The 16,338-nt window shown below is 68.0% G+C and carries 12 protein-coding genes; 9 read left to right on the forward strand and 3 right to left on the reverse strand.

Going from position 1 to position 16,338, the window contains the following annotated elements:
• The first annotated feature begins 243 nt into the window (after positions 1-243).
• The 5 genes from OSC30_RS02105 (at position 244) to OSC30_RS02125 (ending at position 6,040) form a co-directional block, all read left to right on the forward strand.
• Positions 244-1,503, forward strand: coding sequence for a beta-barrel domain-containing protein (locus OSC30_RS02105; RefSeq protein WP_267170176.1), 1,260 nt, complete (start codon positions 244-246; stop codon positions 1,501-1,503).
• Between the two features lie 20 nt (positions 1,504-1,523).
• A complete protein-coding gene (locus OSC30_RS02110; RefSeq protein ID WP_267170177.1) occupies positions 1,524-3,635 on the forward strand; it encodes a peptidase domain-containing ABC transporter in 2,112 nt (703 codons plus the stop codon).
• A 113-nt stretch (positions 3,636-3,748) separates the two neighbouring features.
• Positions 3,749-3,919 (forward strand): hypothetical protein, encoded by a 171-nt coding sequence (locus OSC30_RS02115; protein WP_267170178.1) that lies wholly within the window; start codon positions 3,749-3,751, stop codon positions 3,917-3,919.
• 144 nt (positions 3,920-4,063) lie between these two features.
• Positions 4,064-5,158, forward strand: a complete 1,095-nt coding sequence (locus OSC30_RS02120) for an MvdC/MvdD family ATP grasp protein (RefSeq protein WP_267170179.1) — start codon at positions 4,064-4,066, stop codon at positions 5,156-5,158.
• 162 nt (positions 5,159-5,320) lie between these two features.
• Positions 5,321-6,040 (forward strand): DUF6624 domain-containing protein, encoded by a 720-nt coding sequence (locus tag OSC30_RS02125; protein ID WP_267170180.1) that lies wholly within the window; start codon positions 5,321-5,323, stop codon positions 6,038-6,040.
• A gap of 206 nt (positions 6,041-6,246) precedes the next feature.
• Here the strand turns inward: OSC30_RS02125 and thrC are convergent, their stop codons facing one another.
• The 3 genes from thrC to OSC30_RS02140 are packed head-to-tail and all read right to left on the reverse strand — an operon-like array spanning position 6,247 to position 10,515.
• Positions 6,247-7,542, reverse strand: coding sequence for a threonine synthase (thrC, locus tag OSC30_RS02130; RefSeq protein ID WP_267170476.1), 1,296 nt, complete (start codon positions 7,540-7,542; stop codon positions 6,247-6,249).
• Between the two features lie 5 nt (positions 7,543-7,547).
• Positions 7,548-8,489 (reverse strand): homoserine kinase, encoded by a 942-nt coding sequence (locus tag OSC30_RS02135; protein ID WP_267170181.1) that lies wholly within the window; start codon positions 8,487-8,489, stop codon positions 7,548-7,550.
• Positions 8,476-10,515 (reverse strand): bifunctional 2',3'-cyclic-nucleotide 2'-phosphodiesterase/3'-nucleotidase, encoded by a 2,040-nt coding sequence (locus tag OSC30_RS02140; protein WP_267170182.1) that lies wholly within the window; start codon positions 10,513-10,515, stop codon positions 8,476-8,478. The genes OSC30_RS02135 and OSC30_RS02140 overlap by 14 nt, the downstream gene beginning before the upstream one ends.
• A gap of 235 nt (positions 10,516-10,750) precedes the next feature.
• Between OSC30_RS02140 and OSC30_RS02145 the strand changes: the two genes are divergently transcribed.
• From OSC30_RS02145 to OSC30_RS02160, 4 genes are all read left to right on the forward strand, one after another.
• Positions 10,751-11,158: a GntR family transcriptional regulator gene (locus tag OSC30_RS02145; RefSeq protein WP_267170183.1), complete on the forward strand. Its 408-nt coding sequence runs from the start codon at positions 10,751-10,753 to the stop codon at positions 11,156-11,158.
• Positions 11,159-11,179: 21 nt separating this feature from the next.
• Entirely contained in the window at positions 11,180-12,091 is a 912-nt protein-coding gene (locus tag OSC30_RS02150) for an ABC transporter ATP-binding protein (RefSeq protein WP_267170184.1), read from the forward strand.
• A gap of 11 nt (positions 12,092-12,102) precedes the next feature.
• Positions 12,103-13,962 (forward strand): hypothetical protein, encoded by a 1,860-nt coding sequence (locus tag OSC30_RS02155; protein WP_267170185.1) that lies wholly within the window; start codon positions 12,103-12,105, stop codon positions 13,960-13,962.
• Between the two features lie 148 nt (positions 13,963-14,110).
• A complete protein-coding gene (locus tag OSC30_RS02160; protein WP_267170186.1) occupies positions 14,111-16,207 on the forward strand; it encodes a S9 family peptidase in 2,097 nt (698 codons plus the stop codon).
• The last annotated feature ends 131 nt before the right edge of the window (positions 16,208-16,338 follow it).

Here is a 16,338-nt window from a genome sequence, read left to right on the forward strand (position 1 = left end):
CGCGGGAACCCGGGCCGCGTTGGCAGTGCGAATAGGCCCTTCGGGCGACTTCGCATGCTGCGCTGCGTCGTTGCTGCACGTCACAGTTCGCGGTTTGCACGCTTGAGTCGTCGCCCGATAGTGGTAGAACAAAAGTCACGAAGCCTGCACTCGGCGGCTTTTTCGTTCAGCGGAATTGGACGATTCCAGTCTTTTGCGTTGGCCCGCATGGCTGCGCATGACTCATTCCACGGATCGGAAATGATGACTCGGCAGTTGCTCTTCAGACGCGAGGTCGTCGAAGCCAGGCAAGACGGATGGATGGGCACCGCCATCCTCGTTGCGCCGCGCATCGGCTGGGTCGTCGCAGGGATCGGCTGTCTTGCTGTCGTCGCCATAGGCCTCCTGGCCGTATTTGGCCATTACACGCAGCACGTCACCGCGACAGGGCGGCTGGTTCCCTCGCGGGGGCTGCTTACGCTCACCTCCGCGGAAGCTGGCGAGCTGACATCACTGCGTGTCCAGCAAGGGCAGTCCGTCCATCAGGGCCAGGTCATCGCGACAGTCTCCGGCGAGCTCGACAGCGCGGCCATGGGCGGCACCTACGCGTCGGTGAGCAAGCAACTGCGTTCGGAGAAAGACCGGCTGTACTCGAATCTACAGTCGAACAAAGCGGCGTTCGATCGTCAGCGGCAGCTTCTGGAGAGTCGCATCAGCTCGCTCTCCGGCCAGGCCGAAGAGCTCGACGGGCGCATCGCGCTCCAACGGCAACAGGTCGAGATCAACCGGCGACTTCTGGACAAGATGCAATCCCTCAGCAGCAAGGGCTACATCTCAACCTTCCAGATCGTCCAGCAAAAGGGCACGCTGCTCGACCAGCAATCCCAGCTCAATGCCTTCGGCGTGCAAGCCCTGGCCACCAGGCAGCAGCTCAAGGAGGCCCGTAGCGATCTGGCCCAGCTTCCGCTGGATGCCGCGGCGAAAGGCAACGCCATCCGGAGCAAGCTGGCGGATATCGAGCAGACGCTGGCGCAAAACGAAGCTCGGCGCGCTTTCGTCATTCGCGCCCCGCGCGATGGTGTGATCTCCGCCGTAATGGTCGAAGAGGGCCAACCCGTCAAGAGCGGGCAGCCGATCATGGTCGAGTTGCCGGCGCATTCCGTGTTGCAGGCTCGCCTTTTCGTGCCGAGCCGCCAGGTCGGCTTCATCCATCACGGCAGCGCCGTGCTCCTTCGTTTCCAGGCCTTTCCCTACCAGGACTTCGGTCAGGCGCGCGGCACCGTGCGCGGGATCTCGCAGAGCGCCCTGTCGCCGGAGGATGTCCAGCGGCTGACCGGCAAGCGTTCCGAAGAGCCGCAGTACCAGATCGAGGTTGCGCTGGACAACCAGACGGTCGGTGGAACGGCGGCGGACAAGCTACTGCTTCCGGGGATGACGGTCGATGCAAGCATCCGGTTGCGCAAGCGGCGGCTCATCGAGTGGTTCTTCGAGCCGCTACGCGACTTCCGGTGGCGTTTCCGATGAGGACGGGCCGGAGCCGGAGCGTGAAGGCCAATTCGATGTGGCCCTTGTTCAGCGGCCGCCGACGGCCCGAACTCGTGCTTCAGTCCGAAGCTGCCGAATGCGGCCTGGCCTGCCTGGCGATGATTGCCGGCTACCACGGACACGAGCTGGATCTCAACGCGCTGCGCCGCCGCTTCGGTTCCTCGCTCAAGGGCGCGAGCCTCGCGCAACTGATCGCCACGGCCAGGAATCTCGGGTTCGACACCCGAGCGCTGCGTGCAGAAATGGAGTACCTGTCCCGGCTCGACATGCCGTGCATCCTGCACTGGGACTTGAACCACTTTGTGGTGCTCGAGCGCGTCGATGGCAACGGGGTGCACATACTCGATCCCGCCCACGGGGCGCGGATGATCTCACTTGCCGAAGCCGGCCGGCATTTCACCGGCGTCGTGCTGGAGCTGAGCCGATCGGCCAGTTTCGAGCCGATCAGGGACGTCGAACAGGTCCGTCTTCGGACGTTGACCGGCCGGGTACGAGGCCTCGGCAAGGTGTTTTCCCAGGTGCTGTGTTTTGCCCTGGCGATCGAGACCTTGGGGCTGCTGCTGCCGTTCCAGCTGCAGTGGGTCGTCGACAAGGTGCTCGTATCCGCGGACGGCAACCTCCTTTTGATCATCGGGCTGGCGTTTGCGGTGATCGTCCTCGCGCAGGCCGGATTGATGTTCGTGCGTGGCTGGGTCATCAGTTGGGCGGGCGCGACGCTGTCCGCGAAATGGACGACCAACCTGTTCAGCCACTCGATGCGCCTACCGCTCGAGTTTTTCGAAAAGCGCCATATCGGCGACGTCGTTTCCCGATTCTCCTCCCTCAATCAGATCCAGCAGACCCTGACCGGAAGCTTCGTCGAGACACTGCTCGATGGAATCGTGGGCCTGCTGGCCCTCGTGGCGCTCATGATGTACAGCGCATCGCTGACCTGCATCGTGCTTGCCGGCGCCGGCCTGTACGGCGTATTGCGGATGTTGATGTACAGGCGGCTATGGCGCGCCAACGAGGAGCAGTTGGTCTACGGCGCGCGCCAGCAGAGCGAGCTGATGGAGTCGATAAGGGGCGTGCAGGCGATCAAGCTGGCCAATCGCCAGGCCAGTCGCGTCGTGCGTTTGACCAACCTGACCCAGGAATCGGTGCTCCGGTCCATGCAAAGCCAGCGCATCGGGCTGGCCTTCACCGCTATCAACCAGGGTGTCTTCGGTATCCAGCGAGTGGCGCTCATCACGATCGGAGCGCGCATGGTCATCGGCGGCGAACTGACCGCCGGGATGTTGATCGCCTTCCTCGCCTTCGCCGACCAGTTGACTCAGAAGGTCGGCAGCGTGATCGACAAAAGCATCGATCTGGGAATGCTCCGGCTGCACAAGCAGCGCATCGCCGACATCGCTCTTGCGCTGCCGGAACGCGAGGGCGAGGGAAGCGTCCATGCCTGGGAAGCCGAACCTGGCGTAGTCGTCCGCAACCTGAGTTTCCGCTATTCGGACAATGACCCATGGGTGTTCCGCAACCTCGACTTCAGCGTCAGGCCGGGGGAATCCGTTGCCATAACGGGGCCTTCCGGGTGCGGAAAATCGACACTGGCGAAAATCATTCTCGGCCTGCTCAAGCCCACGCAGGGCAGCGTGGAGATCGGTGGCATCGACATCGAGCGGCTCGGAATGGAGCGCTACAGGGAGTTGATCGCTGCCGTCATGCAGGATGACCAGCTATTCGGCGGGTCGATTGCCGAAAACATCGCGTTTGGCGATACGGGCGCGTCGATGGAGCGCATCATCGAGGCGGCCATGATCGCGTCCATCCACGACGAAATCATGGCGATGCCCATGGGATACGAATCCCTCGTAGGCGATATGGGATCGTCGCTGTCCGGCGGGCAAAAACAGCGCGTGATCTTTGCTCGAGCGGTATACCGCCAACCCAGGATCCTGCTTCTGGACGAGGCGACGAGCCACCTGGACGTCGCGCGCGAAGGATGCATCAACGATGCGGTCAGCCGGATAAAGGCGACCCGAATCATTATCGCCCATCGAAAGGAAACGATTAACAGTGCCGATCGCGTGATCGACATGGGAGATCTGTCCCTGGTCGCGTCGCAGGTCGCATAGTTTTGGGTGCACGGAGGCGCCTCACCGCGCCGGAAAACTGTCTTTCCGGCAACCGATCATCGCACTTACGGAAGATGTGCGTTCGATCAAATCCCGTCATAGGAGAAAGCGAAATGGATGCGAACGAAATGGTGAGCCCGGTGGGTCTGGAACTGGCCCGTGAGCTGTCGGTGTCGGAAACGGAGATGGTCGGCGGTGGGCGCGTCAAGCAGACTGCTGGCGGCAAGTTGACCGGTTCGACCGGCGACTGGGACGCCGAAGTCCACTACGACGTCGAATGGTAAGTTAGTTCGGGGAACGCCTGGCGCCTGTGGCGCCAGGCGTTCCTATTTCCACGCGGCCGGATCTGCGCTCTTTGGTGGAATAAAGTCGATCAGAGAGACGCGGGTGTCGGAAGCCGACGAATGAATCGTCAGGACAGGCAGACAATGGACAAGCCCATCATCATATTCAGCCATGCTGGCGACTACCACGCTGCGGCGGTGAAGTGGGCTCTCGAGAAGCGCGGTCAGGACGTGCTTCTCTGGGAGGGTTTCGGAGAGGCCGGCTCCGGCCACGCGACCTGCATATCGGGTCGGTTGTCTTCGGCAGTGAAACTGGATGGTCGCTCTTGCGACGCGTTCGCCTCCGCGTGGTTCCGGCGTCGTTCGCCGTGCCGCTCCCTGAAGGAGGTGCACCCCGATGGTGTGGGGTTCCTCAAGAACGAGGCGTCCAGCGCTCACGAAGCGTTGTCCCTGTCCGTGGAGAGCCGCTCGGACTACATAGTAGGTGGCGTGGCCTCGCGACGCGCGTCGTCCAAGCTGCTACAGCTGGAGGTCGCCCGGTCGGTGGGGCTCGCGGTGCCGGAAACGATCGTCTCCAACGATTACGGGCAGGTGGCGCAATTTGCGTCGCGCTTCGAGCGGATACTGGTAAAGCATTTCCTTCCCCATTACTGGGGCCACACGGCCGATGGTCGCATCACCGGCGTGGCACCGAGCATTATCGAGAATGTCGCTTCCATGAATCGGCGGTCCATCGAAATCTGCCCGGCGATCTACCAGGAACTGGTCCACAAGGCCTACGAGATCCGGGTCACGGTGATAGGGGAAAGGCTGTTTGCCGCCCGGATCGCGTCCCGGCAGGGGGAGGCGTTCCTCGATTGGCGCCAGGAGTACGGCAATAGCGACATGGTGATGTCCGCTATGACGCTGGACCCGGTGACCGCGCGCGGCGTGCGCAGTTTCATGGATGCGCTTGACTTGCGATTCGGCTGCTTCGACTTCGCGGTGGACCACGAGGGCACTCCATTCTTCCTGGAGGTGAACCCTGGTGGCCAGTTTTTGTTCGTCGAAGAGTACGTGCCGCAACTGCATTTGCTTGACGCGTTCGTGTCGATGCTTGTCGAAGGGTCGCCCCGCTATCGGCTCAGCTCCGATGACGCGATCACGGACGCCGCGTTCATGGACAGCCCGGAGTATGACGTGTGGACCCGGGAGCGGGCCCTGAGCGGCACTGACGAGCGTTTTGTCACGTTCGTTTAGAACATGAGTTGCTCGCCGGCCGGTCCGGCGGGCGTCTTTCGGGAAAGGTGGCCGATCCCCGTTGCCGGGCACGCGTCGTCGAAGAGACCCGATCGCTTCCGCGCCGCCGTCGACGTTTCGGCTTTTCAGCAACCTTGGTTCACGGGAGAGGACAGAAGGCAGATGGCCTACAATCTCAGAGTAGTGGGCGCGCTCGGGCTGGCCTTGGCGGTCATGATGCCGGTATCCGGTGCCATCGCTGCGACAGACGACGCCGCCTTGTTCGAAGCTTGCCCGGGCTTGTCCGGCTGGGCAGCCAGACATCCGCACGGGAGGCGCGACGTGAATAGCGGCGATGGCGCGTGGACCTCATCGGTTCCGGACGGAACGAGTGCCGAACTTGCGCGGCGCGCAGCGCTTGATCAGCAGGTTCGGGCGCCCTTGTCCGGCGGACAGACCCCCAGTCCCGCGGAGCTTCGGCGCTTGGCGGAAGTGGATGCCGACAATCTTCGCTGGCTCAAAGAGCAGATCCGTCGGCACGGATTTCCCTCAGCCGAGCAGGTAGGGGAGCAGGGGGAGCTGGACGCCTGGTTGCTGGTACAGCATGCGGATGCCGATCCCCGCTTCCAGCAATCGGTTCTTGCCTCGCTGATGGCCCGTCCGGCCTCCAGCGGCATAAGGAAGGCCGACATGGCAATGCTCTCCGATCGCGTGCTGCTTGCCCAAGGCAAGCCCCAGAAGTACGGCACTCAGTTTGTGCGGAACGGGAGTGGCGAGTTCGTGCTGCAGGAGCCCGTCGAAGATCTGGGCGGCATCGATGCGCGCAGAGCGCGGATGGATCTCATGCCGCTAGGGCTGTACCGATGCGTGCTGCACGCAACCTATGATCCACCGGCTGGCTAGCGATGAAACCCGGCGGGTTGTTCATGTCGCTGCAGTTGCCCGGCACTCGCTTCCCGAAGACGCCATAGCTGAAGGATGAGGTGACGGCGGATGCCACCGGAGATGCCCGCCGCGAGCTGCCCGGATTATGGAAGCAGCCCGTCTGAGCCTCACTCGGAATCTTTGTCGCGAGGTGGTGGCCCCCGAGGCCTGTTTCGCCACGCCGCTCACGGCGTGCGAAGCCATTGTTGGAAAGCCTGGTCGTCGACCGGCATGGACGCCGCGTGGGACGGGCGTTGCAGCATGGCGGCGAGCGCCGGCGGCACCGCAAGGGAGTGGCCGAGCAAGGGTTCCAGTACGAGCTCGAACTTGGCCGGATGCGCGGTGGCGACGACCGCCCAGGCGCGTCCGTCGCGGCGCGGCGCCTGCTCGAGCACCGCCAGGGCAGTCGCGGTGTGTGGGCAGACGACCTCGCCGTGCTCGCGGGCGTGGCGCAGCAGGGTGGCGCGGATGGTGGCGTCGTCGATGCTCGTGGCACGCAGCGCCCGTCGCAGCGCGTCGTCGTCGCCGTGGAAGAGCCAGCGCAACCGTTCGAAATTGCTGGGCGCGCCCACGTCCATGGCGTTGGCGAGGGTCGCGGTGGCATCGCGAGGCCGGTAGTCGGCGCCGGCAAAAAACTCCGGCAGCGTGGCGTTGGCGTTGCAGGCCAGCCGGATCTCGCCGATCGGCAGGCCCATGGCGCGCGCCCAGAGGCAAGCCTGGGCGTTGCCGAGGTTGCCGGTGGGAATGATGAAATCGAGCGGCCGACCATGAGCATGCCACCAGCCGAGCGCGGCATGGGCGTAGTAGCTCATCTGTGGCAGCAGGCGGCCGAGACTGATGCTGTTGGCGGAGCTCAGCGGCACCTCGCGCTGCAGGCGCGCATCGTTGAGCGCCGTCTTCACCATGCGCTGGCAGTCGTCGAAACTGCCGGCCACCCGCAACGCGTGCACGTTGTCGCCGAAGCAGCCGAGCTGGTGCGCCTGGCGCGGCGAGACGCGGTCGTCCGGATAAAGGATGACCACGCGCACGCCGGGTTGGCCGTGGAAGGCGGCGCCCACCGCGGCGCCGGTATCGCCGGAAGTGGCGACCAGGATGGTCAGCGGCGCGGATTGCCCCTGGCGAAGGCGGCAAAGGCAGGCGGCGAGAAAGCGCGCGCCAACGTCCTTGAAGGCCGCGGTCGGGCCATGGAACAGCTCCAGCAGCAAGGCATCCGCGCGCGCCAGCGGACGCAGCGGCGTGTCGAGGGTGAAGGCCTCGGTGCAGATCGCGGGCAGGGCATCGACGAGCGCATCGCCGGCGAAGAACGGCGCGAGCAGGGTGGTCGCGGTGGCGGCCAGGTCGCCGTCGGGATCGAACGCCGCCAGATCGATCGACGGCAGCTGCCCGGGCACGTACAACCCGCCATCGGGCGCCAGGCCTGCGGCAATCGCGTCGCTCAACGATGCCGCCGGCGCCCGTCCGCGCGTGCTCGGGTAGTGCAGCGCGCTCATGCGATGGGTTGCGCGGCGGGCCCGTCGATGGGGCCGACCAGCACGTCGCTGTCCAGTCCGGCCTCGGCGAAGGCCGCGCGCATGGCGGCGGCGGCGGCGTGGGCCGCCGGCGCTTCCTCGAACCAGCCGAACACGCTGGGGCCGGCGCCGGAAATGCTGGCGCCGAGCGCGCCATGGTCGAGCGCGGCCTGCTGCACGCGGGCGAAGTGGGGCACCAGCGGCGCGCGGCGCGGCTCGACCAGCACGTCCTTCAGGCCCTCGCGCACCAGCGTCGCGTCGCCACGCCAGCAGCCGGCGAGTACCTGCGCCAGGTTGGCGCTCTGCGCGACGAACTCGCCAAGCGCATAGTTGCCCGCCAGCGCCGCCCGCGCGCGGCGCGTTTCCAGCACGCAATGCGGATGCACCAGCGCGCAGTGCCAGGCCGCCGGCACCGGGATGCGCACCAGCCGCGTGGCGGTGGCGAGCACCAGGCCGCCAAGCAGTTGCGGGCCGACGTTGTCGCCGTGGCGGCCGCCGCTGGCCACCGCCTCGCCGTCCATCGCGAAGCCGTACAGCGCCTCGCGGGGCAAGGGTTCGTCCAGCAGCGTGTTGGCTGCCACCAGCGCGGCCACGCAGGAAGCGGCCGAACCGGCCATGCCCGAGCCCAGCGCGATGCCCTTGTGCAGGGTCAGCTCGAAGCCGTGTTGCAGCCCCAGCGCCTCGCGCAGCGCGATCAGCGCGGCACCTGCGGTGTTGCGTGCGGCCTCGCGCGGCAGGTCGCGGACGACGCCGTCGATGGTGGTGATGCGCACCGCTGGCTCGTCGATGCGCGTGACCCGGGCGGTATCGCCCGCGCCCGCCAGCGTGTGGCCGAGGATGTCGAAGCCGACGCCGACGTTGCCCACGCAGGCGGGAGCGAAGGCGCTGGCGACCGGCAGAGAAGGCTCAGTGGCCGGCATGGCGACGATGATGGTGGGGCTGGCCGTCGACCTTGGGCGGTACGGCGCCCTTCAGATCGATCGCGTAGGTCGCGGTGCCGTCGCCATGATCGCGCAGCTGGCGGATGCCCGGCACGCCGTCGGCGGCGGCGATCGCCTGTTTGCCGCTGGCGGCGGTGAAGGTGACCGGGCCGCGCGTCTGCAGCACCGCGAAGCGCCACGAGGTACCGGGCAGGTCGGCGCGGTCGAGCGTGCCGGTGCGCTTGAGCCAGGCGGCGACGATCTCGCGCACGCCGTCCTGCGAGGCGAGCACGGTGTTGCCGCCGCCAAGTCCCGGGAAGTTGCCGCCGCCGCTGGCGCGGTAGTTGTTGGTGGCGACGATGAAGGGCTGTGCCGGCGTCACCGGCTTGCCCCGGTACGTGAGCGACACGATGCGCTGGCCGACCGGCTTGCCGACGTCGATCACGTACGCAAGGTCGCCCTGGATCTGGTCGAAGTTGAAGCCGGGCACGTGGGTGTTGATGAGCGCCTGCTCGCCGGTCTTCGCCGGATCGATGCGGTTGAAGCGCGCGGCGGATTTCTCCAGCCACGCCTTGACCCCGGCGCCATCGGCTTTCACCGCGGCCAGGGTGTTGGGGTAGAAGTACAGGTCGGCGGCGCTGCGCAGGGTCAGCGGGCCGGGTGGCACGTCGGTGTAGTCGTCCGGTCCGCCGAAGCCGGTGCGGAAGGCGGCCGCCGCGGCGAGCACCGGTATGCCGGCCAGTTCCGGGTGCAGCTTGGGCAGTTCGCGCTGCACGTAGTCGCGCTGCGCGGCGTTGACCACCGCCAGCGCGCTCATGTCGCCCTCGTCGGCGAAATAACTGGACAGGCGCAGCGTGCTCTGGCCGATCGGCGTGTTCACGTAGGCCACGGTCGCCCTGTGCGCCTGCGCCACCAGCGGCGCGATCGCGGGGTCGGCCGGCACGCACTGGTCCTTCGCCGGGCAGATCGGGCGTACCTCGCTGTGGGTGTCGGCGCGGTCGATCGTCCAGCGACCGCCGGTGCGCTCGAGCGCAAGCTTGATCACGCCCAGGTCCTTGCCGAAGAAGCCGCCCATCACCGCCGGCTTGCCCCGCACGAAGCCGCGCCTGGCGTCGACCTCGGCCATGCCCTCGTAGCGCGGGCCGGGGAATTCGGTATGCGAATGGCCCAGCAGCAGCACGTCGATGCCCGGCACGCCGGCCAGGTACCAGCCGCCGTTCTCCATGTTCGGCGTGTACGGCGCCGTGTTGAGGCCGCCGTGCAGGATCGCCACCACCAGGTCCGGATGCTGCGCTTCGATCTGCGGCATGTAGCGCTGCGCCGCCTCGACCACGCCGCTGACGGTGACCTTGCCCTGCAGGTTGCGCCGGTCCCACTGCAGGATCGGCGGCGGCGTGAAGCCGATCATCGCCACCTTCAGCGGCACTCGGATGCGGCTGCCGTCGGGCGTATAGGCCTCGATGGTCCGGGTCACCATGGTCCACGGCTTGAAGATCGGCTGGCCGCTCTGCGCGTCGAACACGTTGGCCAGCACCAGCGGGAAATGCGGGCCGGCGCAACGCGGCGTGCGCGTGCCGTCGATGTCCATCGGGGTGCCGGTGACCTGCGAGAGGAACGGCAGGCCATAGTTGAACTCGTGGTTGCCGGCGGTGCCGCCGTCGTAGCCGACCGCGTCCATCGCCTTGTAGATGGCCAGTTCCTGGTCGCAGCCGACCGGCGCGACCAGCGCCTGGTAATCGGCCAGCACGGTGCCCTGAATGGTGTCGCCGCTGTCGAACAGGAAACTGTTGGGAAATTCCTCGCGTGCACGGCGGATCAGCGTGGCGGTGCGCTCATAGCCCACGCTGGAATCGGCCTTGGCCTTGAAGTAGTCCCAGCTCAGCACGTTGGCATGGACGTCGGTGGTTTCCAGGATCGCCACGTCGGCGCGGGTACCGTCGGGCGCGGCCACGGGGCGGGTTGCGCTGCCGGCACAACCGGCGAGCAGGGCGGTGGCGAGCAGCGGCAACAACGGGCGGAGCGACATCGGGGAACGTCCAGCGGCAAACGGCAGGGCGGGCAACGTAGCAGATCGGCGCGGCGGCGGGCGGGCCGTACGCTGTCCTGCCCGACACGCGTGGGCCGTAGGGTCGGCTTCAGCCCACCGTCGCCTCGCCGCTAGGTGGCGGTGGGCTGAAGCCCACCCTACGGAGTTCGCGTGGAGGCTTGACAGGCCGATAGTCCAACTGTACTACTACGAATAGTACAGACAGGACACCGCCATGCCCCGCACCCGAGGCTTGATGCTGCAGATCGCCACCGGCGACGCGCGGCCGATCAGCAAGCAGATCGTCGACGGCGTGCGCATGAAGATCGCCACCGCCGAACTCGTCCCCGGCGACCAGCTGCCCAGCGTGCGTGGCCTGGCGCAGCAGCTGACGATCAACCCCAACACCGTGGCCAAGGCCTACGCCGAGCTCACCGCCGAGGGCTGGCTCGAATCGCGCCAGGGCCTGGGGCTGTTCGTCGCCACCCCGCGCCAGCGGCTCTCCGACGGGGAGCGCGACCGGCGCATGGACGAGGCCATCTCGGCGTTCGTGCATGAGGTCGCCGCACTGGATTACCCGCCTGAACGTGCGCTTTCGCGGCTGGACCGCGCGCTGCAGGTGTTGTCCCGCAAAACCGCCTGAACCCCCGACGGAACCTCGATCATGGCCGATACCGATTACGTCATCGAAACCCGCGCGCTGACCAGGCGCTACGGCGACAAGCTCGCGCTCGACACGCTGGACCTGGCCATCGCCGCGGGCCACATCCACGCCATCGTGGGCGCCAACGGCGCCGGCAAGTCGACCCTGTTCCGCATCCTGCTCGGCTTCCTGCCGCCGAGCAGCGGCAGCGCGCGCATCCTCGGCCGCGACAGCCAGCGCCTCACCCCCTCCGATCGCGGCCGTATCGGCTTCGTCAATGAAGAGCACACGCTGCCCTCGTGGATGCGCGTCTCGGCGGTCACCGCCATGCAACGCCACCAGTACCCGCGCTGGAACCAGGCGGCCTTCGACGAAGTGATCGGCCACTACCACGTGCTGCCGCAGCAGAAGGTCGGCCAGCTCTCCCGCGGCGAACGCGCCGGCTTCAACCTGGCGCTGACCCTGGCCCAGGGGCCCGAACTGCTGGTGCTGGACGAACCCACGCTGGGCCTGGACGTGGTGGCCAAGCGCGCGTTCCTCGAATCGCTGATGTATTCGAGCGCCGCCGAGTCGTGCACGGTGGTGTACTGCTCGCACCAGATGGAGGAGATCGAGCGGGTCGCCGACAACCTGATCATCCTCGAGCGCGGACGCCTTGCGCACATGTCCGCGCCGGACGAATTCTGCGGCCGCGTCACCCACTGGATCGCCGACATGCCGTTCGCCGGCCCGCCGCCGGCCAGCGTGCCGGGTCTGCTGGAGGTGCAGCGCATCGACGGCCTGCACCATTACCTGGTGCTGGACCAGGACGAAGGCTTTGCCGGGTTTCTGCGTGGCGCCGGCGCGCGCACGGTGCAGAGCATGCCGGTGAGCCTGGATCGCGCGGTCAACGGCTTCCTGGCGAAGAACCACGCGATGCCGGTGGCGGCATGAGGAGCGGCGACATGCGCGATCTGGTCAAGGCCGAGCTGCTGCGCTTCCGCGGCTGGGCGCTCGGTGCGTTCGCGGCGCACCTGCTGGTGCTCGCCTTCCTCGCCCGCGTGGTCGACCTGGCGCAGCAGCCGCTGCTGGTCTACCGCGTGTTCGGCAGCATCTACGTACTGGCCGGCGTGCTGCTGGGGCTGTACCAGATGGGCAGCTACCGCCGCCCGAACGTGTGGCTCAACCTGCTGCATCGGCCGCTCGCGCCGTGGCGCATCGCGACCTCGCTGCTTGGCGCCGGGCTGGCCTGGCTGGCGGTGGCGGCGGCCTTGCCGGTGCTGCTTGCGGCCGCCTATCAATCAGGGCTGACCGCACGCGTGGTCGATGATCGCCACTGGCTGCTGCCGCTGGCCGCGTGGCTGCTCGCCGCCGGCGGCTACCTCGCCGGCGCCTGCTGCATGCTGGGCACGCGCAAGCGTTCGGCCGCGGCGCTGGTGCTGCTGGTCGCGGTGGCGCTGAACCAGGCCAGCGGCGTGTGGGCGCTGCTGGTGCAGGCACTGGCGCTGGCCTGGCTGGTGGCGATGCTGATCGTCTCGTTCAAGCCGGATCTGTCGGCGCCGCCGCGCGCGCCGCTCGCCACCGTGCTGCTGGCGCTGCCGCTGCAAATGGCCGTCTACCTGATGATCCTGCTGCTGCAGTTCGGCGGGCAGATGTTGTGGATCATGCAGGGCAGTCATCCGAACAACACCGAAACGCCACCGCGCGGCGGCGCGAACGAAACCGAGCGCATGTCGCCCAAGCAGCGCATGCTGGCCGGGCTCGCCGTGAGCCGCGCCGCTCAGGCGCCGCTATGGCGCGAGCAGGTGGCGCTTTCCGACGTGGCCGGGATCGGCCTGGACCTGCATGCGGTGCCGGTGCGTGGCGCATTGACCAACGCCGCGCCGACCGATTTCGACGATGCCGGGCGCGGCGTGCGCTGGACCTTCAGCCACGACCGCATGCGCCTGGCCGGCTACCGCATCGTGGGAGGCCGCGCGGCGGGCACGCTTGGCGTGGGCGCGGCCAATGCCGCCTTTCCGGCCCCGACCGTCGCCATCGGTGGGTTGCCTGGCCAGCCGAAAGGCGACCGCAGCCTGATCGCCGGCAACATGCTCTACCACTACGTCAGCGACAGCGCCCGCGTGCTGCCGCGCATCCGCCTGCCGGCCGGCGAATGGCTGCTCGGCGTCACTCCGGTGGGCGAGAACCTGGCGGTGCTGAGCGACCGCGCGCTGTATTTCTTCGACGGCCGCGACGTGGTTCTCGGCGAGGCGTTGCTGGCACCGCGGCAGCGCATGCCGATTCCCGGTGCCGCCGGTGACTTGCGCGACCTGGACCTGATCGAACTGGTCGACGGCTACCTGGTATCGGCGTCGTTCACCAGCTATGCCTACATGATGGACGGCGCGGCCCCCTACCAGGCGCTCAGCTGGGTCCACGACGACGGCCAGGTCACCACGGTGGCGCGGCGCGCGCTCGTGTTCGACTACCCGGCCTGGTTCCGCTACCAGGCGTGGTGGCCCTCGCCGGCGCTGTACGCGCTCCGCCAGGGCGCGCTTGGGTTGTTCGCCGTGCCCGATCCCCTGCAGGCCACGCATCCGGCGCCCATGCCGCGCGGCATCAAGCTGCTCGCCGCCGGGTTGATGCTCGTCTCGCTGCTTGCCGCGCTGTGGCTGGTACGCCGGCGCGCATTGTCGATGCCGGCGCGGATGGGCTGGGTGCTCGCCTGCGGCGCGATCGGCCTGCCGGCACTGGCGAGCCTGTGGCTGCTGTATCCGGCGTGCGAACTGGCCGGGCGGCGAGCGGAAGGACAGTCCGCCCTCGCGTCGGCCGCGCCCTTGTAGGAGCCCGCTGGCGGGCGATGCTCCTGGTCTGGCACCACGGCAAGAGCATCGCCCGCCAGCGGGCGCCTACAGGGGTTTCCTGTGCCGTGCGGCGGCACGGCAAAACGCTTGTGCCACCCATCCCATGCCGTGCCACGGAGACGTGTCCATGCTTTCGCTCCCTCGATGTCTGCTGATCCTGTGCGCCGCCTTCGCGCTGCCGGCTGCGGCGGTCCGCGCCGACGCCGCGGCTGCCTTGCATGCCGCTGTGGCGACCGAGCGTGCAAGGCCGGTTGCACCGCGCTTCCCGCGCGACGCCTTTCTGGTGCGGCCTGCGATATCGGGCGTGACGCTGTCGCCGGACGGCCGACGGGTGGCTTACCTGCACGAGCAGAACGGCCATCGCAGCCTGTGGCTGCTGCCGGCCGATGGCGGCGAGCCGCGGCGGCTGCTCGGCGAAACCGATGCGCAGCAGCTCGAGTGGTCGCACGACGGCCGCTGGCTGCTGCTGCAGTCGCCGCGCCAGCTCTTCGCGGTGGCCGTGGCCGGGCAGGGCGGGTCGGGCGCCATCGCTGCGCTGGGCGGCCGCGAGCAGGGCAAGTGGGTGATGGTCGACCCGTCGCAACCGGCCGCCGTGCTTCTGCGCGAGCGCGTGCCTGCCACGCTGGATTCGCCCGAGCGCTGGCGCTTCGTGCGCGTGGACATGCAGGGACGGCGCACGCTGTTGCACGAGGACGCGCATCGCCTGGTCGACGCCGCGTTCGATCGCAGCGGCCGCCTGGCCTACCTGCAGCGGGTCGAGGGCACCGCGCTGGTGATCCACCGCGTGGACGCGCAAGGTCGCATGCACGAGGCCGTGCGCTGTGCGCATCTGCGGCGTTGTTCGCTGTTGCCGATGACCGGCGCCGGCCGGCCATGGCTGCGTAGCGATCTGGGCGGCGACCTGCAACGCCTGCTGCGGCTTGCAGCGGACGGCACGCTTGCCACCGTGCATGTCGACCCACGCGGCGAGGCCGACCTCGACGCGCTGGTGCTCGATCCGGCCGATGGCACGCCAAGGATCGCCAGCTACCGCGGTACGGTGGCATCGAGCTATGGGCTCGACGCGCACGCACAGCGCCAGCTCGGCATCCTCCGTGCCCGCTTTCCCGGGCGCTGCCTGGAACTGGCGCTCGGCGCCTCGCACTGGCTGGTCGGCGAACTCGGCAGCTCGCTGCAGGGGGAACGCTGGCACCTGTTCGATCCGCGCACGGGCCAGCTGCGCGACATCCTCGAGCAACCGCCAAAGGGCAACGACGGCAAACCGGCGCAATGGCTGCCCGAGGCCGCCATGGGGCGGCAGCTCCCGGTGGCCTGGCGCGCTGCCGACGGCATGCGCCTGCATGGCTTCCTGTGGCTGCCGCCGGGACGCGATCCACGCACGCTGCCGCTGGTGGCGCTGGTCCATGGCGGACCATGGAACGGCGTGCAGGCGGAGGAATTCGGCAGCGGCATCGCGCAGTTCCTGGTCAACCGCGGCTATGCCGTGTTCGAACCCAATTTCCGCGGTTCGACCGGCTATGGCCGGCGCTACACGCTGGCGGCGCAGGGCGATTTCGGCAACGGCCGCGTGCAGCAGGACATCGTCGAGGGCGTGCGCTGGCTGCTCGGCCAGGGTGTCGGCGATGCGCGGCGCGTGGGCATCGTCGGCGCCTCCTTCGGCGGCTATTCGACGCTGCTCGGCGTGACTTTCCAGCCGGAGCTGTTCAAGGTCGGCGTGGCGATGGTGCCGCCGCCGGACTTCGCCTGGGACATGCGCTGGATTGCCCGCAGCGGCGAGGCGCTCCAGCTGTCCCGGTATATCCCGTTCAAGGACTGGCTGCGCCTGTTGTCGCTGGATCTCGACGACCCGGTCGCGATGGGCCGCCTGCACGCGCAATCGCCGCTGGCCCACGCCGCACGGATGAACCGCCCGCTGCTGTTGTTCGCCGGCGGCGAGGACCATCGCGTGGCGATCCGCGGCGTGCTGGGCTACGCCGCGCGTCTCACGCTGCTAGGCAAGGACGTCAACCTGCTGGTCGATGCCGAGGCCGGCCACCACGGCAGCATCCAGCCGGTGGCGCGGGAAGCGCAGTACTACCTGACCGCCCTGATGCTGCACCGTCACCTTGGCGGCGCCGCACCCACGCCGCCCGGCCCGGCGCTGCGCGATTACCTCAGGCACAGCCTGCGCATCGCCGGCAGCGACCTGCACGCGGTGGGGCTGGAACCAACGCCGGAACCGTAGGGTGGGCTTCAGCCCGCCGGCTCCGATGGGCGGCATGGTGGGCTGAAGCCCACCCTACGGTCTGCCGGGAGTTGATGGTTGCCGGTGTGCCCGTCTGTCGGTTGCCAGTGCTGATCCGGCCGGAGCTCGTC

The organism is Frateuria hangzhouensis (assembly GCF_026410505.1).
GTDB lineage: Bacteria > Pseudomonadota > Gammaproteobacteria > Xanthomonadales > Rhodanobacteraceae > Frateuria_A > Frateuria_A hangzhouensis.